At 71.9% G+C, this 22,242-nt stretch carries 22 protein-coding genes and 1 pseudogene; 11 read left to right on the top strand and 12 right to left on the bottom strand.

Annotation, left to right across the window (positions count from 1 at the left end; genetic code table 11):
* Positions 1-79 precede the first annotated feature (79 nt).
* The 7 genes from C1J01_RS08525 to C1J01_RS08495 form a co-directional block, all read right to left on the bottom strand.
* Entirely contained in the window at positions 80-991 is a 912-nt protein-coding gene (locus C1J01_RS08525) for a CehA/McbA family metallohydrolase (RefSeq protein WP_111177828.1), read from the bottom strand.
* A gap of 26 nt (positions 992-1,017) precedes the next feature.
* Positions 1,018-2,274, bottom strand: coding sequence for a Gfo/Idh/MocA family protein (locus C1J01_RS08520; protein ID WP_111177826.1), 1,257 nt, complete (start codon positions 2,272-2,274; stop codon positions 1,018-1,020).
* 9 nt (positions 2,275-2,283) lie between these two features.
* The gene (locus C1J01_RS08515) at positions 2,284-3,264 is read right to left on the bottom strand and encodes an ABC transporter permease (RefSeq protein ID WP_111177824.1); all 981 of its coding nucleotides are present in this window, start codon (positions 3,262-3,264) and stop codon (positions 2,284-2,286) included.
* Entirely contained in the window at positions 3,261-4,229 is a 969-nt protein-coding gene (locus C1J01_RS08510; protein WP_235854333.1) for an ABC transporter permease, read from the bottom strand. The genes C1J01_RS08515 and C1J01_RS08510 overlap by 4 nt, the downstream gene beginning before the upstream one ends.
* 136 nt (positions 4,230-4,365) lie before the next feature.
* On the bottom strand, positions 4,366-5,955 hold the full coding sequence (locus C1J01_RS08505; protein ID WP_111177822.1) for a sugar ABC transporter ATP-binding protein: 1,590 nt from the start codon (positions 5,953-5,955) through the stop codon (positions 4,366-4,368).
* On the bottom strand, positions 5,952-6,974 hold the full coding sequence (locus C1J01_RS08500) for an ABC transporter substrate-binding protein (RefSeq protein WP_235854338.1): 1,023 nt from the start codon (positions 6,972-6,974) through the stop codon (positions 5,952-5,954). Before C1J01_RS08500 ends, C1J01_RS08505 begins: the two co-directional genes overlap by 4 nt.
* A 221-nt stretch (positions 6,975-7,195) precedes the next feature.
* Positions 7,196-8,404 carry an ROK family transcriptional regulator gene (locus C1J01_RS08495; protein WP_111177820.1) on the bottom strand — a complete coding sequence of 403 codons (1,209 nt, stop codon included), beginning with the start codon at positions 8,402-8,404 and terminating at the stop codon, positions 7,196-7,198.
* A 96-nt stretch (positions 8,405-8,500) separates the two neighbouring features.
* Between C1J01_RS08495 and C1J01_RS08490 the strand changes: the two genes are divergently transcribed.
* From C1J01_RS08490 to C1J01_RS08465, 6 genes are all read left to right on the top strand, one after another.
* The gene (locus C1J01_RS08490) at positions 8,501-9,505 is read left to right on the top strand and encodes an ROK family protein (protein ID WP_146615501.1); all 1,005 of its coding nucleotides are present in this window, start codon (positions 8,501-8,503) and stop codon (positions 9,503-9,505) included.
* 167 nt (positions 9,506-9,672) lie between these two features.
* Entirely contained in the window at positions 9,673-11,985 is a 2,313-nt protein-coding gene (locus tag C1J01_RS08485) for a polysaccharide deacetylase family protein (RefSeq protein WP_181448634.1), read from the top strand.
* Between the two features lie 319 nt (positions 11,986-12,304).
* A complete protein-coding gene (locus C1J01_RS08480; RefSeq protein WP_111177814.1) occupies positions 12,305-12,955 on the top strand; it encodes a DUF433 domain-containing protein in 651 nt (216 codons plus the stop codon).
* Complete coding sequence (locus C1J01_RS08475) at positions 12,936-13,289, top strand: PIN-like domain-containing protein (RefSeq protein ID WP_235854332.1); 354 nt, start codon at positions 12,936-12,938, stop codon at positions 13,287-13,289. The genes C1J01_RS08480 and C1J01_RS08475 overlap by 20 nt, the downstream gene beginning before the upstream one ends.
* Positions 13,290-13,615: 326 nt before the next feature.
* Positions 13,616-14,008: a hypothetical protein gene (locus tag C1J01_RS08470; protein ID WP_111177812.1), complete on the top strand. Its 393-nt coding sequence runs from the start codon at positions 13,616-13,618 to the stop codon at positions 14,006-14,008.
* A 393-nt stretch (positions 14,009-14,401) separates the two neighbouring features.
* Positions 14,402-15,736, top strand: a complete 1,335-nt coding sequence (locus tag C1J01_RS08465; protein ID WP_111177810.1) for a DUF4132 domain-containing protein — start codon at positions 14,402-14,404, stop codon at positions 15,734-15,736.
* Between the two features lie 6 nt (positions 15,737-15,742).
* On the opposite strand, the gene C1J01_RS08460 is transcribed toward C1J01_RS08465, so the two are convergent.
* Together C1J01_RS08460 and C1J01_RS08455 are read right to left on the bottom strand one after the other, a co-directional pair.
* Complete coding sequence (locus C1J01_RS08460; RefSeq protein WP_111177808.1) at positions 15,743-16,456, bottom strand: hypothetical protein; 714 nt, start codon at positions 16,454-16,456, stop codon at positions 15,743-15,745.
* Between the two features lie 24 nt (positions 16,457-16,480).
* Positions 16,481-16,780: a hypothetical protein gene (locus C1J01_RS08455; protein WP_111177806.1), complete on the bottom strand. Its 300-nt coding sequence runs from the start codon at positions 16,778-16,780 to the stop codon at positions 16,481-16,483.
* Between the two features lie 105 nt (positions 16,781-16,885).
* On the opposite strand from C1J01_RS08455, the gene C1J01_RS08450 reads away from it, so the two are divergent.
* The gene (locus C1J01_RS08450; protein WP_111177804.1) at positions 16,886-17,302 is read left to right on the top strand and encodes a YbaB/EbfC family nucleoid-associated protein; all 417 of its coding nucleotides are present in this window, start codon (positions 16,886-16,888) and stop codon (positions 17,300-17,302) included.
* Here C1J01_RS08450 and C1J01_RS49650 read toward each other — a convergent pair.
* Positions 17,299-18,114 carry a hypothetical protein gene (locus C1J01_RS49650; protein ID WP_181448633.1) on the bottom strand — a complete coding sequence of 272 codons (816 nt, stop codon included), beginning with the start codon at positions 18,112-18,114 and terminating at the stop codon, positions 17,299-17,301. The genes C1J01_RS08450 and C1J01_RS49650 overlap by 4 nt on opposite strands.
* 89 nt (positions 18,115-18,203) lie before the next feature.
* Between C1J01_RS49650 and C1J01_RS08440 the strand changes: the two are divergent.
* Positions 18,204-18,401, top strand: a pseudogene (locus tag C1J01_RS08440) (RidA family protein); the annotation flags it as partial.
* Between the two features lie 64 nt (positions 18,402-18,465).
* Here the strand turns inward: C1J01_RS08440 and C1J01_RS08435 are convergent.
* The gene (locus tag C1J01_RS08435; protein ID WP_181448632.1) at positions 18,466-19,101 is read right to left on the bottom strand and encodes an HAD family hydrolase; all 636 of its coding nucleotides are present in this window, start codon (positions 19,099-19,101) and stop codon (positions 18,466-18,468) included.
* Positions 19,102-19,478: 377 nt separating this feature from the next.
* On the opposite strand from C1J01_RS08435, the gene C1J01_RS08430 reads away from it, so the two are divergent.
* The gene (locus C1J01_RS08430) at positions 19,479-20,315 is read left to right on the top strand and encodes an SDR family oxidoreductase (protein WP_111177798.1); all 837 of its coding nucleotides are present in this window, start codon (positions 19,479-19,481) and stop codon (positions 20,313-20,315) included.
* Here C1J01_RS08430 and C1J01_RS08425 read toward each other — a convergent pair.
* Positions 20,312-20,737, bottom strand: a complete 426-nt coding sequence (locus C1J01_RS08425; protein WP_111177796.1) for a VOC family protein — start codon at positions 20,735-20,737, stop codon at positions 20,312-20,314. The two genes, C1J01_RS08430 and C1J01_RS08425, sit on opposite strands and share 4 nt — an antisense overlap.
* A gap of 108 nt (positions 20,738-20,845) precedes the next feature.
* On the opposite strand from C1J01_RS08425, the gene C1J01_RS08420 reads away from it, so the two are divergent.
* Positions 20,846-21,502, top strand: coding sequence for a class I SAM-dependent methyltransferase (locus C1J01_RS08420; RefSeq protein ID WP_111177794.1), 657 nt, complete (start codon positions 20,846-20,848; stop codon positions 21,500-21,502).
* Positions 21,503-21,776: 274 nt separating this feature from the next.
* Positions 21,777-22,242, top strand: a 466-nt coding sequence (locus C1J01_RS08415) for an MFS transporter (protein ID WP_146615499.1), incomplete at its 3' end; no start/stop codon positions are given.

Below are 22,242 nucleotides of genomic sequence, written 5' to 3'. Positions count from 1 at the left end.
CACAGCCCGTCCGACCAGGGCCGGCCTCCATGACGGAGGCCGGCCCTGACACGTCTGGGTGTAGTGACCACGAGCGTTGTTAACAGAGGGACTTGATCAATGGAGAAGCCTCCGATGTGGTGAAGGTGTCGAATCTGCACCGCACGGAGGCTTCATGTCCCACCGTAACGCCCGGCTGACCGTTCATGCCCGCCGTCTGCTCGTCGAGCACGTCCAGGCCGTCGATGAGGCCCAGCGCGGCGTCCACCACGATCTCCCTGGCCGAGCAGTTGCGGCCGGCCGCGACGGTCCGCTCGGGCGGGTCGGTGTCGCTCAGGTCGGTGTGGAACGGATGGCCGTACCCCGTGATCCCGCCGAGCCCGCGCAGCTCCGTCAGCGGGGTGCTGTCGGGGTGGGCGTCGGCGCTGAGGCCGAAACCGCTGTGGAAGTGCGTGGGCGTGCCGGCGAGGCCGAAGGCGGTGACGTGTCCGAGCAGGTCGTTGCGGTATTCGACGCCGACCCGGGCGACGTGGCGTCCGTCCGACCACGGCAGGTCCCGCCCTGCCCACTCTTCGAGGAGTTCCCGGTCGTAGACGCGTTCGCCCGCCACGTTGCCCGCGACCAGGTTGAGGACGTGCAGGTCCTCGCCGAGCTGGGCGGCGGCGGCACGGTCGGGGGTGGCGGGCGCGTCGCCCATCCAGTTGAGGTGGACGTGCAGGTCGCCGCCGTACCAGCCGCGGGCGGCCGCGTCGTAGATCCGCTCGGGCGTCAGCTCGACCGTCTGGACCTCTCCGGGCGCGGGCGTGACCTGCACGGTGGCCGTGCCGTACTCCATGCCGCGCGTCACAGACACCGTCAGAGGCTCGGCCGGCACGACGACCTCCACGTCGTCGCCGTGGAAGTACGGCCGCAGGTGGGCGTCGAGCGCGCGGACGGCCCCCGCCGGATACCAGCCCTGCCCGTCCGCGCCGGTGACGCTCCACCGGCACGGGAACCCCGCGCGGTACTCCACCGGCCCCTCCTCCCGCGCGCGCCGGCTCACGCCTGGCCGGGCCGCCAGGTCCCCTGCGCCACCTGCGGCACGAACCCATCCAGACCGGTCATCGGGAAGCGTACTGTCTGGCCCGTCTCGGCCGAGAGGTACGCGGCCATCATCAGCTCGGTCACCTCGACCCCGTGCTTCAGGCTCTCCCGCGGCTGCCGCCCGGCCAGGAAGTCCGCGGTCACCACCCGGTTCTCCGTCGTGTAGCCGTACGTCATGGCCTCGTCGGAGACGACCGGGAGCAGCCCCTGCTCCGCGCCCTGCTTCTCGACCAGGTCCTCGCCCTCGGGCGAGCGGATCTCCCGGCTGAGGAACAGCTGCGCCTCCGTGCTCAGCGTGCTCGCGCTCATCGAGTACTCCGGCCCGAGCAGCTCGAACGTCAGCCGCAGCCCCGGGCCGACGTAGCTCCACGACGTGGTCGCCTCGATGACCGCCTCGTCGCCGTCGCCGTTGCGGAACGTGATGGTCGCGTGGGCGTAGTCCTCGGCCGGCCGCCGGGTGTAGTCGACGGCGCCGCCGAACCGCTCGGCCAGCTGCGCGGCGTGCCGCTTGCGCGACCACTTCAGCGAGGCGATCTGCGCGCTCACCGCCACCGGGGTGAGCCAGTCCGACTGGTCCGCGCCGGGCGGCGTCAGCAGGTAGCGGCCGGCCTCGATCGAGTGGCACATCATGTCGCTGAGCACGCCGCCGCCCTGCCGCGTGCCGTCCCAGAACCAGGCGGCGTGCGGGCCGCTGTGCTCCTCGGCGCAGCGGGCCAGGTACGGCGAGCCGGCCGCCGCGGCGCCCCGGGCCCAGACCAGCTCGTGGCCGCGGGTGACGGCGGGCGCGTACACCTGGTTCTCCAGGTAAGCGTGCCGCAGCCCCGCGCGCTCGACCAGCTCCAGCAGCCGGCGGGCCTCGGCGAGGGTGCGGCCGAGCGGCTTCTCGACGGCGACGCCGACGAGCGACGCGCGCCCGGACATGACCTCCTGGGCGATCGTCTCGATGACGGCCAGCCGGGCGTGGTTCGGCGCCACCACCCACACGGCGTCGACCCGCGGGTCGCGGACCAGCTCGCGCAGGTCGGTGTAGGCGCGCGCGTCGCCGACCCGCAGCTCGCGGCAGTGGTCGGCCAGCGCCTGCGCGCTCTCCGCCCGCGGGCTCTGGACGGCGACGACGTCGGCGTCGCGGACGCCGGTCCACGAGGTGACGTGGAAGTTCGCCATGAATCCGGCGCCGACGATGCCGACGCCGAGCCGCTCGCTGTTCTCCATGCGCAACCCCTAACTCCGAAGGCGTCGCTGCCGCCCGTAGAGCGACAGCAGGACGAGCAGGACGACGCCGTTGACGACGGTGCGCCAGGCGCCGCCGATGTCCAGCGTGGTGAGCAGACCCTGAAGGACGGTCAGCACGATCGCGCCGACCGCGGTGCCGGCGTAGCCGCCGATGCCGCCGGCCAGCAGCGTCCCGCCGATGACGACGGCCGCCACCGACGGCAGCATGTACTGGTCGGCGAGGTCGAGGAAGACCGACTCGGTGTAGCCGAGCAGCAGGATGCCGGCCAGCCCGGCGAACGTCGCGGACAGCACGTACGCCAGGACCAGCGTGCGGCCGGGCCGGACGCCGGTCAGCTCGGCGGCGGTGCGGTTGGCGCCGACGGCGTACAGGTTCCAGCCGAACGTGGTGCGGCGCAGCAGCCAGACGGCGAGCAGGCCGAGCAGCAGCCACAGGAACAGCAGCCCGGGCAGGTCGAACACGATCCGGCCGTTGACCAGCGACGTCAGCGCCGGCGCGGCCCGGCCGCTGGCCTGGCCGCCGGTGTAGGCGAGGATCAGCCCCTGCACCACGCCGATCATGCCCAGCGTCATGACGAACGGCGGGATGCGCAGCAGCGTGACGCCGAGGCCGTTGACCAGCCCGATCCCGGCCGAGACCAGCAGCGCCAGGGCCACGGCCGGCACGATGTTCGCGTCGTCGCCCGCCATCACCCGCGACCCGATGATGGCCGCGAACGTCGCCACCTTGCCCACCGACAGGTCGACGCCGCCGCCGCCCGCGATGATCACGATGGTCTGGCCGATCGCGATGACGCCGAGGAACGCCGCCACCCGCATGAGGTTGACCAGCTGGCCGTACCCGGCGAACCCGGGCGAGACGAGCTCGCCGGCGATCACCAGGACGACGGCGACCGCGCCGGCCAGCGCCACCGGCCCCGGCCGCCAGGCGAGGGCGCGGCGCGGTGTCTCCACGGTCGGTGCGCTCATGCCGCCGGCCTCCTCTTCTGCAACGCCGGGATGCCGGCCAGGGCCAGCGCCAGGATGATCACGGCGCCGTTGACGAGCTGCCGGTACGTCGTCGGCACGTCGGCGAAGAACACGATGTTCGTGACCAGCGCCAGCACGATGGCGCCGAGGATCGACCCGCCCGCGCCGCCGCGCCCGCCGGCCAGCGACGTCCCGCCGATCACCACCGCTGCGACCGACGCGAGGGTCAACTCGTTGCCGACGAACGGGTCGCCGGAGCCGGTGTTGGCCAGCACCGCCAGCGCCGCCAGCGCCGCGAACAACCCGCCCAGCACGTACGCGGAGATCCGCGTCCGCGCGACCGGCACCAGCGAGGCGTACGCGGCCTCGGGGTCGCCGCCGACGGCGTAGACGTGCCGCAGCACGCGGTGCCGGCGCAGCACCCACCACAGCAGCGCGAGGCCGAGGATCGCCAGCAGCGCGACCGGCACCCCGAGCACGGCGGCACGGTAGGCGGTCGTCACCTCGAGCGGCACCGAGCCGCCCGGCGTCGGCAGCACCACCAGCGCCAGCCCCGAGAAGACGAAGCTGGTCGCGAACGTCGCGACGATCGGCTGCAGCCGTACGAGGGCGACCACCAGCCCGTTCAGCGCGCCGCAGACCAGCCCGACGCCGAGCGCGGCGGCCACGGCCTGCGGGAGCCGGTCGAGCTGCCCGTCGACGATCCGGACGGCGACGACGCTCGCCAGCGTGACCTGCGCGCCGAGCGAGAGGTCGATGCCGCCGCTCAACACGACGACCGTCTGGCCGACGGCGATCGCGACCAGCGGCACGAACGTCGCGAAGTTCGACGTCAGCGCGTAGCCGCTCCAGAAGTTGGGCTGCAACGCCGAGTTGACGACCACCGCGACGACCAACATCGCCACCGTCGCGGCCCCCGACAACTGCACCCCCGGCAACCGCACCCCGGGGAAGAGCCCCCTCACAGGGCTCCTCCCACCGCGGGGGTGGCGGGCGGTTCGGTGCCGATCGGTCGTGTGCCGGTCGGTCGTGTGCCGACCGGTCGTATGCCAGGCGGCCGGGCGCTGCGCGGGCCGGGCTTCGGCGGCAGGGTCGGGGTGTTCACAGGGTTTCTCCTGGGGCGAGGCGCAGCGCGCTGGACACCAGCCGGTTCTCGGTGATCGCCGCCGCGGTCAGCTCCTCGGCGACGGCCCCCTCGAACAGCACCAGGACGCGGTCGCTCAGTTCGGTCAGCTCACGGTTGTCGCTGGAGTTGAGGATGACGACGGCGCCCTCGGCGGCGAGGCCGCGGATGATCGCGTAGATCTCCTCCTTCGCGGCCACGTCGACGCCCTTGGCGGGGTCGTCGAGCAGGACGACCCGTGGCCGGTCGAGCAGCCACTTGCCGATGACGACCTTCTGCTGGTTGCCGCCCGACAGGGTGGCCACCGGATCGTTCAGCGAGCCGATCTTGATGCCGAGCCGTTCGACCATCGATCGGGCGGCGCGCCGCTCGGCCGGCGCGCTGAGCGCGAGCTTCATCCGGGCTCGGCGGCGCATGCTGGCCAGTGAGAGGTTCTCCTGGATCGGACGGGAGGCGAACATGCCCTGCCGCGCCCGGTCGCCGGGCACCAGGGCGACCCCCGCGCGGGCCGCCCTGGCCGGGGAGGTCAGCGGCAGCGCCTCGCCGTCCAGCAGCACGTCCCCGGCGGTGATCCGGGCGGCGCCGAACAGCGCCAGCAGCAGCTCGGACTGGCCCTGCCCCTGCAGCCCGCCGAGTCCCAGCACCTCACCGGCGCGGACGGTGAAGTCGACGTCGCGCAGCCGGTCGGTGGTGAGCCCACGCACCTCCAGGGCCACCGCCCCCGGCTCCGCCGTGCCGCCGCGGACCGGCGCTTCCCGGGCTCCGTGCGCGGCGGCACTCGTTCCGGCGGATGCTCGGTGCGGCGCCTCGGGCGGGCTCGCGGGCTCGGGACGAGGGGCGGCGACCATCAGGCGGACCAGGGCGTCCTCGCTGGTGGAGGAGAGGTCGACGGTGGCGACGGTGCGGCCGTTGCGCAGGACGGTGGCGCGGTCGCAGAGGGCGAAGACCTCGTCCAGCCGGTGTGAGGTGAAGACCACCAGCACACCGGCCGCGCGCAACTCGCGGACCACCTCGAACAGCACCTCGACCTGCTCCTTGTGCAGGGACGCGGTGGCCTCGTCCAGCACGAGGATCCGGGGGTCGCGGGCCAGGGCCTTCGCGACCTCGACGATCTGCTGTTCGCCGGGGCGGAGGGAGGCGGCCGGGCGGTCCAGGGGCAGGCGGCCGGAGAAGGCGGCGGCGAACCGTTCCAGGGCCGTTGCGGCGCGGTCGCGGGCGGCGCGGTGGTCGAGGAACCCCGACCGGCGCGCCGGCTCCAGCCCGAGCACCACATTCTGGGTCACCGTCAGGTCGCCGACGATGCTCAGCTGCTGGTAGACGGCGGCGACGCCGAGCGCGTGCGCGTCACGCGGGCCGCCGATGCGGGCCTGGGCGCCGTCGATCCGGATCTCGCCGGAGTCGGGGACGACCGTGCCGGCCAGTGTCTTGTCCAGGGTGCTCTTGCCGGAGCCGTTCGGGCCGAGCAGGGCGTGCACCTCACCGCGCAGCGCGGTGAGGCTCGCCCCGTCGAGCGCCTGGACGCCGCCGTACCGCTTGCGGACGCCGGTCATCTCCAGCAGCGCGCTCATTGGAAGAAGGCCGCGGCCTCGTCGCGGGTCAGCGAGCCGTCCAGGCTGTAGGCGTCGTTCTCGCCGCTGACCCTGCCCCAGTGCTCCTCGAAGTTGCTCTCGTCCACGGTGTACGGGATCGGGACGTGGACGGTGTTGCCGTTCATGCGCCCGGAGGCGAACTGCCGGCCGTCGAGCACGTTGACGGCCATGTGCAGCGCGGAGACGGCGCCGCCGGGCGGGTTCACCACGCCGATGCTCTCGAAGCCGTCGGCGCGGGCCTCGTTCCACAGCCGCATGAAGCCGACCCGGGCCTCGCCGGAGATCTTGATCTGGTCCAGCCGGCCGGCCGCCTGGACGGCGCGGAACACGCCCTGCGCCATGCCGTCCTGCGTCCAGACGCCGTCGACGTCGGGGTAGGTGGCCAGCAGGTTCGTCATGACCTGCTGACCGGTGGCCTGGTCCCAGTTCCCGTCGGCGACGCTGAGCACGTTGACGCCCGCGTCGGTGAAGACCTTCTGGGCGGCCTCCCAGCGCATCTCGTTGGCCGGGTGGCCGGCGATGCCGTTGACGACGACGATGTCGCCGCCCCTGCCGACCTGCCCGGCCAGCCACTCGGCGGAGATGCGGGCCCATTCGGCCTGGTCGATGACGACGTTCGTGACGTCCTGGGAGGTGACCGCCTGGTCGATGGCGAACACCTCGATGCCCTGCTGGGACGCCTCGCGGAAGACGGCGTCGAGGGCGGTCTCGGAGTTCGGGTTCACGATGATCGCGTCGACGTCGCGGTTGATGAGGTTGCGGATCTGCTGGATCTGGCCGTTGACGTCGGTGTCGGCGCTCTCGACGACCAGCTCGTCCACGACGCTCTCGTTCTTGTACTCGGCGAACGCGGCCTCCACGCCGTCGACCATCTGGGTGCGCCACTCGCTGCCGACGAAGCCGTTGCTCAGCCCGATGGTGAACGGCCTCGACGCGCCCTCGCCGCCACCACCCCCGCCGGTGCCGCCGTCGCCCGAGCTGCAGGCCGCCAGGAGCACCGCCAAGGCGCCGGCCGCGGCACCCGCACGCCACCTTCGACTCGGTCTCGGCATCGGGACCACACCCTTTCTCGGCGAACTTTTCATCCAGCACGAGCAATAAGTGGCCCAATGGTGCCCCACGGCCGGGGCTGCCGTCTACCGTTGGCGGCGTCCTTTTCGGCGCCTTCCGGCTTTCCCGTCGGCCTTCCACCGGCTTTCCCGCCGGGCGAGCGGTCGTGTCAGGGGGTGGCCTGGACGTAGGCGAAGTCGCTCACCAGGCGCGCGGCCAGCTCCGCGGCGCCGACGATCGCGGCGTCGTCGCCCAGCGCGGAGGCGGCCATCCGCGGCACGTGCGGGATCCGGCCGACGAGCCGGTCGCGCAGGCCGGGCGTGATGAGGTCGGCCGCGCCGCCCATCTCGCCGCCGACGATGACCAGCTCCGGGTCCAGCACGGTGCACAGGTTGGCGACGGCCAGCGCGACGTGGTCGAGCGTCTCCTCCAGCAGCGCCCGCGCCTCGGCGCTGCCGTTCCTGACCAGGTCGAACACGTCGGCGGCGGTGAGCGGCCGGTCGGCCGGCGCGACGATGCCGCGCTCGCGGGCCTGCCGGGTCAGCCCGGCGGAGCCGACGCGGCTCTCCAGGTCGCCGAAGCCGGGGAAGAACCGGGTCAGCGACGAGCGCTCCATCAGCATGTAGCCGATCTCGCCGGCCGCCGCGCGCGAGCCGCGGTGCAGCCGGCCGCCGGTGACGATGCCGACGCCGATGCCGGTGCCGAGCACCACGGCGACGAGGTCCTGCACACCCTGGCCGGCGCCCCGGCGGTGCTCGCCGACGGCCAGCAGGTTGGCGTCGTTCTCGACCACGACGGGCAGGCCGGTGCGGTCGTGCAGCACCGAGCCGACCGGCACCTCGCGCCAGTCGAGCGCGGGCGCCCAGGTCACGCGGCCCTCGGCGCCGTCGACGACGCCGGGGACGGCGACCCCGACGGCCTGGCTGGGCTGGCCCCGCTCGGCGGCGGCGGCGCCCAGCTCGGTGACGACGGAGAGCGCCTCCTCCAGGCGGATGGTCGCGCGGTCGGCGGCGTGCAGCACTCCGGGGACCATCGGCGGCCGGACGCGGTGGACGATGGTGCCGTCGAAGTCGACCAGCGCGCCCTCGGTGCGGGTGGCGCCCACGTGGACGACGGACACCAGGTGCGCCCGGCCGCTGTAGCGCAGCAGGATCGAGGGCCGCCCGCCGGTGGACGGCTGGTGCCCGTCGGTCACGACCAGGCCCTTGCGCAGCAGCTGGCCGGCCAGCCGGTTCACGGTCGCGGCGCTGAGCCCCGTACGGGCGCCGATCTCCTGCCGCGACAGCGGCCCGTGACGGCGCAGCACGTCGAGGATCGCGGTCTGGTTCACCCGCGAGACGGTGCCGGCGTTGGCCGTCGAGGAGGTCGGACCGGACATTGGTGCTCCCTGGAGTTTTCTATCAGGCTGATACTGTACTCGTCCCGGCCCGCTCGAACGGGATCCCGCTCAAGACTGGAGACGCAGCCCGTGGTGATGCCAGGAACCGACCGTACCGGCACGGCCGGACCCCTGCGCCGGGCGCTGGCCGAGGCCGGCTGGCTGCCGTCGGGCGGCGTCGGCACGGCCGCCGGCGAGGCGGTCGCGGCAGGCGCGGCCGAGCCGGTCGTCGGGGTCGATCTGGGCGGGACCAAGCTGCACGCCGTGCTCTACGATCCCGCCGGGCACCGGCTGCTGGATCGCGCCGAACGCACGGATCCGCGCGGCGGCACCGCCGTGACCGGCCAGATCGCCCGCCTGGTGACGTCGCTGACGGCGGACGCGGGCGGCGGGAAGCGGCCGCCGCGGGTGGCCGTCGGCTGTCCCGGCGCCCCCGATCCGGTCAGCGGCGCCGTGGGTCACGCGCCCAACATCCCGGGTTGGGACCGGATGAACGTGCTCGCCGACCTCGAGGCCCGCCTCGGCGTCCGGCCGCTCGTGCACAACGACGCCAACCTCGCCGCCTGGGGCGAGCACGTCTGGCGGCCGGGGGAGGGCGACCTCGCGTTCGTCGCGGTCGGCACGGGGGTCGGGCTCGGCCTGGTGCTCGGCGGCCGGATGTACGCGGGCAGTCGCGGGCTGGCGGGCGAGGTGGCCGACCTGCCGTTCGGCGCGGACCCGTTCGACCCGGCCAACCTCGTGCACGGGCCGCTGGAGCAGCAGGTCAGCGGGCGTGGCATCGAGCGCCGCTACCAGCAGCTGGCCGGGAGCGGGCGCCCCGCGCCGGAGGTCTTCGCGGCCGCGGCGAGTGGTGACGGGGCGGCGGCGCAGGTGCTGGACGAGCTGGGCCGGATGCTGGCGCTGGCGCTGCGGGCGGTGCGGGCGATCGTCGATCCGGCGACGTTCGTGCTGGGCGGGGGGATCGGGTCGCGGCCGGAGACGCTGGCCGCCACCCGGCGCTGGCTGGCCGTCACCGAGGGGGAGTCGCTGCAGGTCAGGGCCAGTACGTTCGGGCCACGCGCGGCGGTCGCCGGAGCGCTGGCCGCCGCCGTCGCGGGGTGACCCATCGGGAAGTTTTCAATCACCTTGATGAAAAAGTCTGTCACCCAAGGGTTCCGGTGACCACCGGTCGCAGGTACGTTCACAGAGATCAGCGATCTGCTCGGCGTTTCGCGTCGCCGTGAGTGGATCTCTCGTTCGGCATGCCCTCGACCCCCGAAGGAGGGGCCATGGCCAGGACGGTGACAGGACGATCGGTGACGGCGGGAGCGCTGGCGCTGGTGACCGCGCTGCTCGGGACCGTGGTGGCCGCACCCGGCGCCGCCGCGGGCCCGCCCACGGTGGCGTCCGGCGCGGGACCGTTGAGTGGCTTACCGGGAGCGGAGTCGCCAGGCACCTTAGGTGGCTCGGATTCGGCGGGCGCCTCGGCGGACGCCTGTCCGGGTGGGTGGTCCACCGAGGCCACGGTCTGGTTCGGGCCGCCGCGCATCGACACCGGCATCCCCAACCCCGGGCGGGACGACGGTTGCACGCTGCTCGACGTCGTCTGGCAGGAGGAGCCGTTCGCCACCCATGGCGAGTTCGTCGCCACCGTCGCCCGTGCCACGCGCGAGTTCGGCGACCTCGGCCTGCTCGACGCGCGCGAGGCGGCTGCCATCCGATCGGCCGCGGCGCGGTCGGACGTCGGCGGGCCGGCCGACGACTCGGTCCCCAACACCTGCACCGATCGGGTGGCCCTGACGTTCGACGACGGGCCGTCGTTCTACCGTTCGCGGACCCTGGAGATCCTGCGCGAGAAGCAGGTCACCGCGACGTTCTTCGACGTGGGCATGCGCATCGACGCCAACCCGCGACTGCCGGCGTTCGAGCGGCGCGAGGGGCACCTCGTGCTCAACCACACCTACGAGCATCCCAACCTCAACCAGGTCACCGTGCCGAGGCTCCGGACCGAGATGCGCACCACGGAGGAGGCGCTGGACCGGGCGGGCGTCGAACGGCCGTTCGCCGGCATGCGGCCGCCGTTCCTGGCGGCGAACGCGCAGGTCAGGGCCGAGCTGGAGCGGCTGGGGTTCACGGTCGTCAGCGGTGACATCGACGCGGCGGACTGGCTGCCGGACCGGCCGGCCGAGCAGTTGCGGGCCGACGTGGCCGCGGGCATCGCCGACGGGCGGCGGAACATCTTCCTGCACGACGGCCCCATCGACACCGTGGCCGGTCCGGAGCTGATGAAGGCGCTGCCGCTGATCATCGACGACATCCGGGCGGCCGGGCTGTGCTTCGGCACGTTCGACAGCACCGGCGCGATCGTCGCCGACCGGTACGTCTCCAGCGGTGAGCCGATCCCGTCGGTCGTCAACGCGGTGCCGTACCTGCCTTTGCTGTTCGGCGGCGGGACACCGCCGGAGCCGTACCGGATCATCACCCCCACGCCGGTCACCCCGGCCGCGACCACGACAGCAGCGACCGCCGTCAATGCCGCGTCCGACAGCCCCGCAGCCACGGGCGTGAGCTCAAGGTCCCTCGGCACGGGAGCCGCCTCCGACGCCTGCCCGAACGGGTGGTCGCCTGAGGAGACGGTCTGGTTCGGGCCGCCGCGCGTGGACACCGGCATCCGCAACCCGCAGGGCCCCGACGGCTGCACGCTGCTGGACCGGATCTGGGAACGGGAGCCGTTCGCCACCCACGGCGCCTTCGTGTCGGCCGCCCGCGCCGCCGCCGACGCGTTCGCCGAGGCCGGCCTGCTCAGCGGCCCGGACCGGGACCGCGTCGTCGCGGCCGCCGCCCGCACCCACGTCGGCGGCCCGCGCGACACGTCCGTCCCCAACACCTGCGACCGCCGGCTGGCCATACAGTTCGACGACGGGCCGTCGCACTACCGGACGGAGACGCTGCGGATCCTGCGCGACAAGCAGGTGACCGGCGTGTTCATGGACACCGGCACCAGGGTCGCGGCCAACCCGCAGTTCGCCAGGTTCCAGCTGGCCGAAGGGCACGAACTGCTCAACCACACCCACAGCCACGCGAACCTCAACCAGGTGCTGGCCGCCGAAGGCCCCGACGGCGTCCGCCGGGAGATCCTGGCCGCTGAGGCGGCGTTCGCCGCCGCGGGAGCGCCGATCTCGTTCCAGGGCATCCGCCCGCCGTTCGGCGCCGCGAACGCGCAGGTCCTGCAGATCATCGCGGACATGGGCTACACCGCCTACATGACCCGCATCGGCACCGACGACTGGGTGCCGGAGCGCACGCCGCAGCAGATCAGCGACGCGCTCGTCGCGCAACTGCGGCCGGGCGCGATCATCTCGCTGCACGACGGCCCGTACGACACCCCGGCCGGCCCCGGCACGAACGGTGCCCTCGCCCTGCTCATCGACGCCGCCCGCGAGCTGGGCTACTGCTTCGGCACCGTCGACCGCCACGGCGACGTGGTGGCGGACCGCCTGATCCCGTCGAACCTGCCGATCCCGGTGGTCGAGAACCCGGTCCCCTACGCACCCCTGGTCTTCCCGGGCGAGCCGCCGGAGCCGTACGTGATCCTCGACTGAGGCAGGCGCGCGCCGGTCGCCGGGGCGGTCTACGTCGGCCCAGTAGGTGCTCGGGGCCGCACAGGTCCGGCAATTGACGGTACGGAGGGGAGTCGGTGACGAGGCGCCGGCATCGAGCGACGATCGATCTTCGGCTCTGTTCCTCTCATGACCGAAGGTTCTCTGCGGGGCACGATGACCACGCTGATCGCTGCTGACAACGCCGTAGCCGCCGTGGCGGGCACGTGCCAGTGACATGGTCGTCGTGGGAAAGACCAGTGGAAGACGGAGACGTTTGCGATGATGAAGCTTCTCGGTGCATGAGAGGAGGTGAAGCGGGGTGTCCTACACGCCCAAACTGGCGGCGGCGTTGTCGGGAGCCACGCTTCGTCAGCTGGCCCATTGGCGTAAGGCCACTGAACGCGGTGCCGTGCTGGTTCCGGAAATCTCCGTGACCCGGCCGGTGCTCTACTCCTTTCGCGACCTGATCGCGCTACGTACGTGCGTGAAGCTCCGTAACGACGCCTCGCTGCAGAGGATCCGTCGCGCCCTCGACACTCTCCGCGACGATCTGGAGGAACGTGCGCACCTGTCGGCCTACCGGCTGGTGGCCGATGGCTCGACCATTTATCTGGTGGAGCCCGGTCAGGCGACCGACCTGGTGCATCGACGGGCCAATGTGGTCATCCACGATCTGGTGGACGTGCTACGTCCGTTCTATCGGGATGGCAGGCACATTCCGGATCTCCTCAAGCCTCGTGAGCACGTGATGGTCGATCCGGCGGTGCGGGGCGGTGTTCCCGTGATCGACGGGACCCGCGTGCCCTACGACGAGGTGGCCGCGTTGCTGCGCGATGGTGTGCCGCCAGAGCGGATCGGTGACTATTACCCGAGCGTGAGCGTCACGGCTGCGCTCGATGCGGCGGATTTCGCCGACTACGTTGACAGCTACGAACCGTCCAGGGAACAGCGTGCGACTGTTGCTGGATGAGAACGTCCCACGCCCTCTGCAGCAGGTCCTGACAAGCTTCGTGTTATGTCACGAGATCGTCCATCTCTTGGATCTTCCTGGGTGGTCCGGCACCCGCGATGAGTCGCTCTATCCGCGAGCCGCCGATAAGGGATTCGACGCCATGCTCACCAACGATGGTCGGCAGATGCAACGTCCCAGAGAGGTCGCCGCGATCGCCGAATCCGGTCTGCATCGGATCGAGTACCCGCACAAGCATTCCGGGTTGGCCGGCATGGGAATCATGATCGCGACGGTGGCTGCGGGGCTTCCGGGCGCGCTGGGGTTGCTGGAGAAGGCAGTGGCCAGCGGCTGATCGCATTGCGGGGGGTGGATCCGATGATGAGCAGCCGATTGAAAGTGGTCGATCCCGCCGTGTCGCCGCCGAAATTCTGGCCGAGGTGACGGGAGCGGTGTCTCATGTCACCACCTGGAATGGGACGGCGCACAGGGCGAAACGGGTCGGACGTGAGAACACCGGCCGTGCCCCCGCCGTACAGGAAGGGCCCGAGGACGGCCAGTGATGATCGACGACGGCCGGTTGCGCCGGACGCTCCGCGTCGCTGATCGGCGATCTGTGAATCTGTCGGCGCGGGCTGTTATCCATGGCTCGACACGTTGATCCACGGACGTAGGAGCCCCATGACCACGGTCACCTTCAGGGATGAGAGCGCCACCGGCAAGCCGCTCGACGAGTTCACGCTGCCCGGGTTACCCGAGCGCATCTCGGCGCGGGAGCTCGTGCGGCTGCGGGTGCGGGAGGAGGTGGCGCGCTACAACGCCGCGCCGGCCGCGCGGTTCCGTGGGCTGGTGCGGCCGGTCGACGCCGAGGTGGAGCTGAACGGCTACCGGATGAAGGCCGCGCGGCGGATCGACTGGGAGCGGCAGGCCGACCTGGCCGAGGCGGCGTTCCGGCGCAACGGGTTTCTGCTGCTGGTGGGCGACCGGCAGATCGACGACCTGTCGGAGACGATCGACCTCACCGTCGATCCGGTCGTGTCGTTCGTCAAGCTCGTGCCCCTGGTCGGCGGCTGACGATGGGCGTCATCGAGGACTTCCCGCAGACGTACGACAGCCCGGTTCACAAACTGGACGAAGCGGCCCGCGAGCTGTTCGCCGGGTTCGACGCCGGGCGGCGGCCGGCCGTGGATCCGCAGGAGCGGCGGGTCTACGGCCGGTGGGTGCAGATGCGGCTCGGCCAGCCGGCCGACAGGGCCCACCGCTACGACGAGACCTTTCTCGCGACCGTGCGGGCGGTCGCGGAGGACGACACGCCGTGGACGATCGAGGACGTGCGTTTCCTGTGGTCGGTCGCCGACTCCCTGATGCTGCTGGAAGCAGTCCGACCACGAGGAGCTCTACCGCATCCCGCTGGCGGCCATCCGGCGGCTCGGCCATTCCGAGCGCCGCCGCCTCCTCGACAGCAGGATGTGGTGGTACAGGACCTACCACCGGCCGGTGTGGGACGCGCTGCACGGGCAGCTCGACCAGGTGCTGACCGAGCCGCCCGAGCACGGACCGGCCGGAGTCGTGCGCACCGCCGTCTGGGAGGGCGACGCCGTCGCGCGGGCCATGGCGGGCGACCACGCCGTGCGGCTGGCCGCCCCCGAAGTGCTGCCGCTGCTGCGCCACTGGACGACCGCCCGCTCCAGCAAGCCCAGCGAGAGGTGGCTCAAGACCGCCCGTGCGCTGCTCACCGGCGAGGCCGCCGCGCTCGTCCGCGAGCTGCTCGCCATGGTGGCCGCCCACCGGGAGGGCCCGGTCGCGCAGGTCACCGACGACGGGCAGGAGTGGTCGAAGACCGTCTTCCTCGCCGGGCTGAAGGCCACGCGCAAGGAGCTGCGCCAGGCGCTGCCCGCCGAGCGGTTCCGGCTGGAGCGGGCGCTGATCGAGGAACGCCTGTGGCGCTGGCGCGACGTCACCGAGTTCTTCCTCGACCACCCGGTCACCGGGCTGTACGCACGCGACCTCGTCTGGCAGATCCTGCAAGGGGCCGCCGGGCTGCCGGTCAGGGCCGAGACCGGCTGGGAGCTGACCGATCCGCTCGGCCGGCGCATCCAGCCCCACCCCGACACACCCGTGCGGCTGTGGCACCCGATCAGGGAGGCGGCCGGCGACGTGCGGGCCTGGCGCGACTTCCTGCTCGAACGGGGGGTGCGGCAGCCGTTCAAACAGGCCTTCCGGGAGATCTACCTGCTCACGCCCGCCGAGGAGCGCACGCGTACGCACTCCCGTCGCTTCGCCGGTCACGTCCTGCGCTACGGCCAGGCCAAGGCGCTGCTCAACCAGCGCGGCTGGACCGACCTGTCCATCGGCCACTGGGACTACGAGTGCGGCGGCGACCAGGGCGAGGCGGTCAAGGAGTTGTCCGGCTGGCGGGCCCGATGGGGCATGTACGTCGTCGCCGACCCGCACGCCGACGGCTGGGGCACGGCCTCGTTCTGCGCCGCCGAGGAGCTCCGCTTCCACCCGGTGGACACGCCGGGCTTCCGTGGCGGGGAGGGCGCGCCGCTGACCGAGCGGTTCCTGCGTGTGTGCGGCGAGCTGCGCACGTACAAGATCCACCTGGGGTCGGGCAACATCCTCATGGAGCCGAACGACGCGTACCTGTGCGTCGTGCCCGGCCGCGACCACGCGGCGGGGGAGGTGTTCCTGCCCTTCGAGGAGGGCGGCGGCATGTTGTCGGTCATCCTGTCGAAGGCGTTCCTGCTGGCCGCCGACACCGCCATCACCGACCCGTCGATCACCCGGCAGCTCGTGTGACCCGGCTCACTCGGCGGAGGCACCCTCGGGCGCGGGGGTGGCCGGCTCCTCCCGCTTCGGAGCGATGTAGAGGGAGGGCGGGGCGGTGTTGATGACGGCGCGTTCGAAATCGATGGCGGCGCTCCCCGTGGGCTGGACGCTGAAGAGCTGGCCCATCGACTGGGCGCTGGTCGCCAGCGTGCCGCCCGCGACCGCGAGGAACCCGTACAGGAACTGGGTCTTCTTGGCGATCATCGCGTTGGTCAGCATGGTGAGGCGCTGCAGCAGCACCTCGCCGGGCGCCCGCAGGTGGGGGGTCATCCTCATCGCCTGGCAGGCCACGACGTAGCCGACCACGGTCGCGGCCAGCACGCCGATCTCCATCCAGTAGACGGCGTAGGCGTCGCGCACCTGGTCGACCTGGCCCTCCATGGTGTAGCAGAGGCCGCTGAGCTTCTGCAGGTCGCCGGAGAAGACCGACGCGGCGTCGAGGAACGCCTCCCGGTCGTCGGCGATCCAGCCGGACCGCGACAGGAAGACGGCGTTGCCGACGAGCCCGGGATACTCCACCTCCAGGGCCTTGGCCAGGGAGTTCCAGTTCGACTTGGCCTCGCCCATGCCCTGGACGTTCGCCAGCGCGGTCGTCGCGATGGTCACGCCGACCATGATGCCGGGGGCCGACCTCGCGGCCAGTTTGAGCTCGTCGAGGGCGGCCTTGGCGTGGAGCATGGCGTACGGCATCGGGTCAGGTCCTCCTGTCGCCGGTCACTGGTAGACGACGGTGCTGGCGTCCTCGGCGGCCCGCCAGTTCTTCTTGATGGTCTCGAGGGCGTCGATCCACTTCTCGATGGTGTCGATGGCCTCGGTGGCGTGGGCGCGCACGTCGTCGCGGATGCCGTCGTACTTGCCGATCAGGACGACGCCCAGGGTGCCGAACCCGGGAAAGGGGACGGCGGTGCTGTCCACGGAGGTCTTGAGCCGTTCGAGGCCCGGGATGACGTACTCGCGGAGGTTGCGCTGGATGTCGGCGATGGTTTTGGAAGTGACGTGAATGTCCTGGGCCATGGCCCCTCCCCTTGGCCACCCGATGGCGAGCGGTGAAACTGGTGATAAACGTGAGATGAGAGTATCCCGTATTTTGTCCGAGTCCAGAGTGAACGCTTGAGGTGAATGATGTTGCTCGATCCCGGCTCCATCGGCCCGGACGACCTCGAACGCGTCGGCCGGGAGGCCGAGCGGACGCTGGCCCGGCTCGCCGACGTCCAGGAGCGGCTCGCCGCCGTGCGGGGCAGCGGCACGGCCGCCGACGGCCACATCGTGGTGACCGCCGACAGCTCCGGCCGCATCGACAAGATCGAGCTGAACCCGCGCGTGATGCGCCTGGCCAGCCAGGACCTGGCAGACGAGCTGCTGCGCGCCGTCAACGCCGCCCAGGACGACTGCGCGCGGCAGGCCGGTGAGCTGCTGGCGGGCGCGGGGGTGGACGAGGTCGTGGACGAGGCCGCCTTCGCGGCGATGGAACGCCGGCTGGAGGAGGCGCACACCTCGTTCGTCAAGGAGATGGAGAGGTACGGGCGGAACGGCTAGGAACGCGGGCGCGGCCGGCGCAGGGCCAGGCCGGTGACGGCGGCGGTGGTGATCAGGAGGCCGGTGGCGAGGAGCACCCGGCCGTCGGGTCCCGCGCTGCCGCCGGCTCCCGTGGCGGCGCCGCCCGATGGGGTCTCGGAGCGCTCCGGGCTCTCGGTGTCCTCCGTCTCCTCGGTATCCTCGGGCTCCGGGGTGTCGGTGGCGTCCGTGTCCCCTGTGTCCTCTGTGTCCTCCGTGTCGTCGGTCTCCGGCGTCTCCGAGTCCGAGGTGTCCGGAGTGGGGGAGCCGTCGGCGCCGACGACGGTGAGCGGATACTCCGTCCGGGAGGCCGTGTCCGCGATCTCGCACTCGATCAGCCGCTCCTGAGGGCTCGTGCCGAAGTTGACGGAGGCCGCGTGCACCGTGCCGGAGCCCGGCGTGCCCGGTGTCGTCAGCAGGTTCACCGCCGTCTCCGGGAGTGGAACGGGATCTCCGGCGACGATCGTGCCGAGCCGGGCGACGCCGGTGGCCGAGGTCAGGCCGTCGATGCCGCTGATCCCCGCATAGGCGTACATGCTGATCTCGCCCTCCAGTCCCGTGTCAGGGGCGACCAGCTCGGCCCCCGGGACGTAGGTGCCCTGCCAGCCGATCGTCATCTGCTCGTCCACGGGAGCCTGCTCGGGCACGGTGAGCTCGACGTCGATGCTCACCTCCTGGGTCTCTCCGGTGGCGGTGACGGTGCACTCGTACGCCACGACGCTGACGGCCCCGTGAGCCGCCGGGGCGGAGGCGTACAGGAAGATCGCGGCGGTGGCGAGGGGGAGGACGCGCACTGAGGCTCCTTGGGCTGGTGTGGCACAAGACAAGACGGCGATCCGGGACGATCGGTTTGCATCCAGCTAAATGTCTACGAGGGGCGTCCATGAGTACAGGCGTTCGGCTCATCCGCAACGATCGGCTGGCGCCGGTGGAGTACGTGTACGCGGCCTCCGCCGACGCGCCGCTGCGGTCGATCTGGGTCGCGGGCGCGTGCCCCTTGGACGCCGCCGGCAGGACCGTGGCCGTGGGCGACTACGCCGGTCAGGCCGAGCAGGTGATGCGCAACCTCGTCACCGCGCTCGAGTGAGGCATCGGGCGGTCGCCACCCTTGTGAAGTCGCGTCCGCCACGTCGTCGTCGCGGCCGTCAACGGGCGGCCGTGACCAAGCGGGTCAACGCGGGAAGCACGCCGCGCAGGTCGTCGTCGTCCACCGTGACGGTCGCGGCCGCCCGGGCTCCTGCCGAGGCGTTGAACGCCACGCTCAACTCGACGGACGCGAACAGTGGCAGATCCGAGCGGCTGTCTCCAACGGCTCCGCACGAGTGGGGGGCCACCCCCAGCTCCCGGGCCAGCGCGAGGGCGAAGTCTCGTTTGTCGTACTCGTCGAAGTGGCGGGCGACACGGCCCGTGAACCGGCCGCCGGCGCTCTCCAGCCGAGGCCCGCTGAACGTGTGGAAGCCGAAGCGGTCGGCCAGGTAGCTGCCGACCGGCGACCAGGCCAGCGTGGCCAGCACGGGCACCAGCCCGTTCTGCCGGCACCAGGCCACCGTCTCCGTGATGCCCGCGACCAAGGGCAGCCCGTCGAGCCAGCGGGAGACCCGGTCTTCGGGTACGCCTTCCCAGGCCGCCGCATCCAGCTCGCAGACCTGCCGATTGTCCAGGACGCCGGCGGCGTAATCGTCCTCGGCCTTGGTCAGCGCGTCCCGATGGCCGAGGAAGCCGGCCAGGAAGACCGACGAACTCGTCCCTGGGACGAGAGTGCCATCGACATCGAAGAACACAGCGCCCACATGATCAGATGAGAACACCGGCCAAGGATGTCACCACCATGCGGACTCCCTGTTCGGGCCCTCGCACGTACTTCCTGTACACGCCCCAGCCGCGAGCCGATCACGAACGGCACCCTGAGGCCCGGACACCGGTGATCGCGGCAGGGGCCTTGAGCTGGGGCGTTGACGGCGGCGGTCCCTCAAGGGCGGGACGGATTGCTGTTCGTGGCGGTTCCTTCAGGTGGGACGGGCTGATCGACGCGGTTGCCGTAGGGCGCGGCGACGGTTTTCTCTCGGTTCCTCCCGGTGGGGTCGGTCCATCGTGTTGGTCCCTCCGGAGGCGGTGGTTCGTCCCGGGGCAGGGGGCGGGGCCGGATTAGGGTGCCGGTATGTCGTTCATCGTCACCACGGGCGCCACCGGGCGGCTGGGCTCACGGGTGGCCGCGCGGCTCGCCGGCGCCGGCGTCGAGCAGCGGCTCGTCTCCCGCCACGCCGACCGGGCCGCCTCGCTGGAGGGCGCCACCGCGGTCAGCGCCGACTACGGCGACCCCGTGGCCGTGCGGCGGGCGCTCGACGGGGCCACGACCGTGTTGTTCGTGTCGGCGAAGGAGGGGCCCGAACGGCTCGACCGGCACCGCGCGTTCGTGGACGCGGCCCGCGACGCCGGAGTGACCCACCTCGTCTACGTCTCCTTCTACGGCGCCGCGCCGGACGCCACGTTCACGCTGGCGCGCGACCACTGGGCGACCGAGCAGTACATCCGCGACAGCGGCATCCCCTTCACGTTCCTGCGCGACAACCTGTACGCCGACTTCCTGCCGTACCTCGCCGGCGACGACGGCGTCATCCGCGGACCGGCCGGGCGGGGCCGGGTCTCCGTCGTGGCCCAGGACGACATCGCGGAGGGCGCCGCCGCCGTGCTGCTGCGGCCGGAGGATCACGAGGGCGCGACGTACGACCTGACCGGGCCGCGCGCGGTGACGCTCGACGAGGTCGCGGCCGTGCTGACCCGCGCGACGGGACGCGTCTTCTCCTACCACGAGGAGACGGTCGAGGAGGCGTACGCGTCCCGAAGCGGCGCCCCCGGCTGGCAGGTCGAGGCGTGGGTGTCGACGTATCTGGCGATCGCGGCGGGGGAGCTCGAAGAGGTGGGCGACGGCGTTCCCGCTCTCACCGGCCACCCCGCCACGAGCCTGGAAGGGCTGTTCCCGCGCCGTACGGGTTAGACGGCGAACACCTGCGAGTCGTCCGCGAACGCCTTGAACTCCAGCGCGTTGCCCGCGGGGTCCAGCAGGAACATCGTCCACTGCTCACCGGGCTGTCCCTCGAACCTCAGGTACGGCTCGATGACGAAGGCGGTGCCGGCCTCGCGGAACCGATCGGCCAGCTTGTGAAATTCCGGAATTGTCAGGATCAGGCCGAAATGCGGGACCGGCACGTCGTGACCGTCCACCGGGTTGTGCACCCGCTCCCTGCGCCCGGGCGCCAGATGGGTGACGAACTGGTGCCCGTGCAGATTCCAGTCGATCCACCGGTCGGAGCTGCGGCCCTGGGCGCAGCCGATCAGCTCGCCGTAGAAGTGGCGGGCGGCGTCCAGATCGTCGACGGGGACGGCGAGGTGGAAGCGGGGAAGCGGCGACTCGGTCATGAGGGGGGTCCTTTCCGGATAGAGGCCACGGAACCCGCCAGAGGGTCCCAGATCAGTGTGCTCGCCTCATCCACGGATGAACCCCGGCGCCCGTAGAGTGGCGGGATCATGCCTCTGAGCGCGGACGCCGAGCTGGAACAGTCCACGGTGGTGGCCAACAACCGGATGAACCGTGAGCGCCGCCTGCGCGGGTACGACCACGAGCTCGGCCTCGACATCCTGGGCCTGCTGCGGGCGGCGACCGCCCGGCCGGTGCGCTGGCTCGACCTGTGCTGCGGGGCGGCGTACGCCCTGGGCGAGGCGGCGGGCCTGCTGGGCGACGAGGCCGAGATCGTCGGCGTGGACCTGGTCGATTTCTTCGCCTGCCCGCCCGATCCGCCCCGGTTGAGCCTCGTCACCGCCTCGGTGTCCACCTGGCGGCCGGACGCGCCGTTCGACCTCATCACGTGCGTTCACGGCCTGCACTACGTGGGCGACAAACTCCGCCTGCTGACCCGGGCCGCCGGGTGGCTGGCCGACGACGGTCTGTTCGCCGCGAACTTCGACGTGCGCGGCGTCCGCCTGCGGGACGGCTCCCCGGCGGGCCGCCGCCTCACCTCCGCGCTCCGCTCCCAGGGCCTGGAGTACGACACCCGCACCAGGCGCATCCGCTGCGAGGGCCGCCGCACGCTCGACCTCCCCTATCGCTACCTCGGCGCCGACGACCAGGCCGGCCCCGACTACACCGGCCAGCCCGCCGTCGACTCCTACTACACCCTCGCGTGAACCGGCCGGCGACCTTCTTCGAGGTTGTCCATGATCCGGTTCAGCCCTCACGACAACCACGTCACCGGCCGGCCCCTCCAGACGGACGCGACGAGACCGTACGGCTGTGGGACGTCAGCCCGTCCGACCCCGGCGGAGCGATCAGCAAGACTCGGCCGGGCTGCCGCGTCCATAGGGATGTCCCGGCGAGATTGTCAGTGACGGGTGGCAAGGTGGCCTGCGATCCCCCTGCCGCGGGGGCGTTCGGGGGAAGGGCACCATCATTCTCGCGCCGTTGGCGATCCGTGACTTTCGCCGCTACTACATCGGCCAGACGGCTTCGGCGTTCGGGGATTCGCTGACGCCGTTCGCGATGGCGTTCGCGGTGCTGCACCTCACCGGGTCGGCGGTGGATCTCGGCGTGGTGGTGCTCAGCACGCGGCTGCCGGTCATCGTGCTGACGTTGCTGGGCGGGGCGGCCGGTGACCGTTTTCAGCGCCGTACGGTGATGCTGGTGGCCGATCTGGTCCGCTTCGTCGCGCACGGTGGCACGGCGGTGTTGTTGCTGGCCGGTGCGGCCGAAATCTGGATGCTGGTGGCGCTGCAGCTCGTCGCGGGGGCGGGGTCGGCGTTCTTCAACCCGGCTGCCGTGGGGCTCGTCGGCTCGCTGGCCGGCAAGGAGCAGCTGCAGGCGGCCAACTCCCTCATCTCGATCTCCCGCAGCGCGGCCTCGATCATGGCGCTGTCTCTTATGCACATCT

The sequence above is a fragment of the Nonomuraea aridisoli genome, assembly GCF_003236395.1.
Lineage (GTDB): Bacteria > Actinomycetota > Actinomycetes > Streptosporangiales > Streptosporangiaceae > Nonomuraea > Nonomuraea aridisoli.
The sequence above is the reverse complement of the archived record's forward strand: the minus strand, read 5'-3'. Positions and strand labels throughout refer to the sequence as shown.

Excerpts from the sequence above, each read along its gene's own strand:
- C1J01_RS08520 (WP_111177826.1), bottom strand. The coding sequence starts at position 2,274 with ATGGAGAACAGCGAGCGGCTCGGCGTCGGCATCGTCGGCGCCGGATTC.
- C1J01_RS08515 (WP_111177824.1), bottom strand. The coding sequence starts at position 3,264 with ATGAGCGCACCGACCGTGGAGACACCGCGCCGCGCCCTCGCCTGGCGG.
- C1J01_RS08505 (WP_111177822.1), bottom strand. The coding sequence starts at position 5,955 with ATGAGCGCGCTGCTGGAGATGACCGGCGTCCGCAAGCGGTACGGCGGC.
- C1J01_RS08495 (WP_111177820.1), bottom strand. The coding sequence starts at position 8,404 with ATGTCCGGTCCGACCTCCTCGACGGCCAACGCCGGCACCGTCTCGCGG.
- C1J01_RS08490 (WP_146615501.1), top strand. The coding sequence starts at position 8,501 with ATGCCAGGAACCGACCGTACCGGCACGGCCGGACCCCTGCGCCGGGCG.
- C1J01_RS08485 (WP_181448634.1), top strand. The coding sequence starts at position 9,673 with ATGGCCAGGACGGTGACAGGACGATCGGTGACGGCGGGAGCGCTGGCG.
- C1J01_RS08470 (WP_111177812.1), top strand. The coding sequence starts at position 13,616 with ATGACCACGGTCACCTTCAGGGATGAGAGCGCCACCGGCAAGCCGCTC.
- C1J01_RS08465 (WP_111177810.1), top strand. The coding sequence starts at position 14,402 with ATGTGGTGGTACAGGACCTACCACCGGCCGGTGTGGGACGCGCTGCAC.
- C1J01_RS08460 (WP_111177808.1), bottom strand. The coding sequence starts at position 16,456 with ATGCCGTACGCCATGCTCCACGCCAAGGCCGCCCTCGACGAGCTCAAA.
- C1J01_RS08455 (WP_111177806.1), bottom strand. The coding sequence starts at position 16,780 with ATGGCCCAGGACATTCACGTCACTTCCAAAACCATCGCCGACATCCAG.
- C1J01_RS08450 (WP_111177804.1), top strand. The coding sequence starts at position 16,886 with ATGATGTTGCTCGATCCCGGCTCCATCGGCCCGGACGACCTCGAACGC.
- C1J01_RS08430 (WP_111177798.1), top strand. The coding sequence starts at position 19,479 with ATGTCGTTCATCGTCACCACGGGCGCCACCGGGCGGCTGGGCTCACGG.
- C1J01_RS08425 (WP_111177796.1), bottom strand. The coding sequence starts at position 20,737 with ATGACCGAGTCGCCGCTTCCCCGCTTCCACCTCGCCGTCCCCGTCGAC.
- C1J01_RS08420 (WP_111177794.1), top strand. The coding sequence starts at position 20,846 with ATGCCTCTGAGCGCGGACGCCGAGCTGGAACAGTCCACGGTGGTGGCC.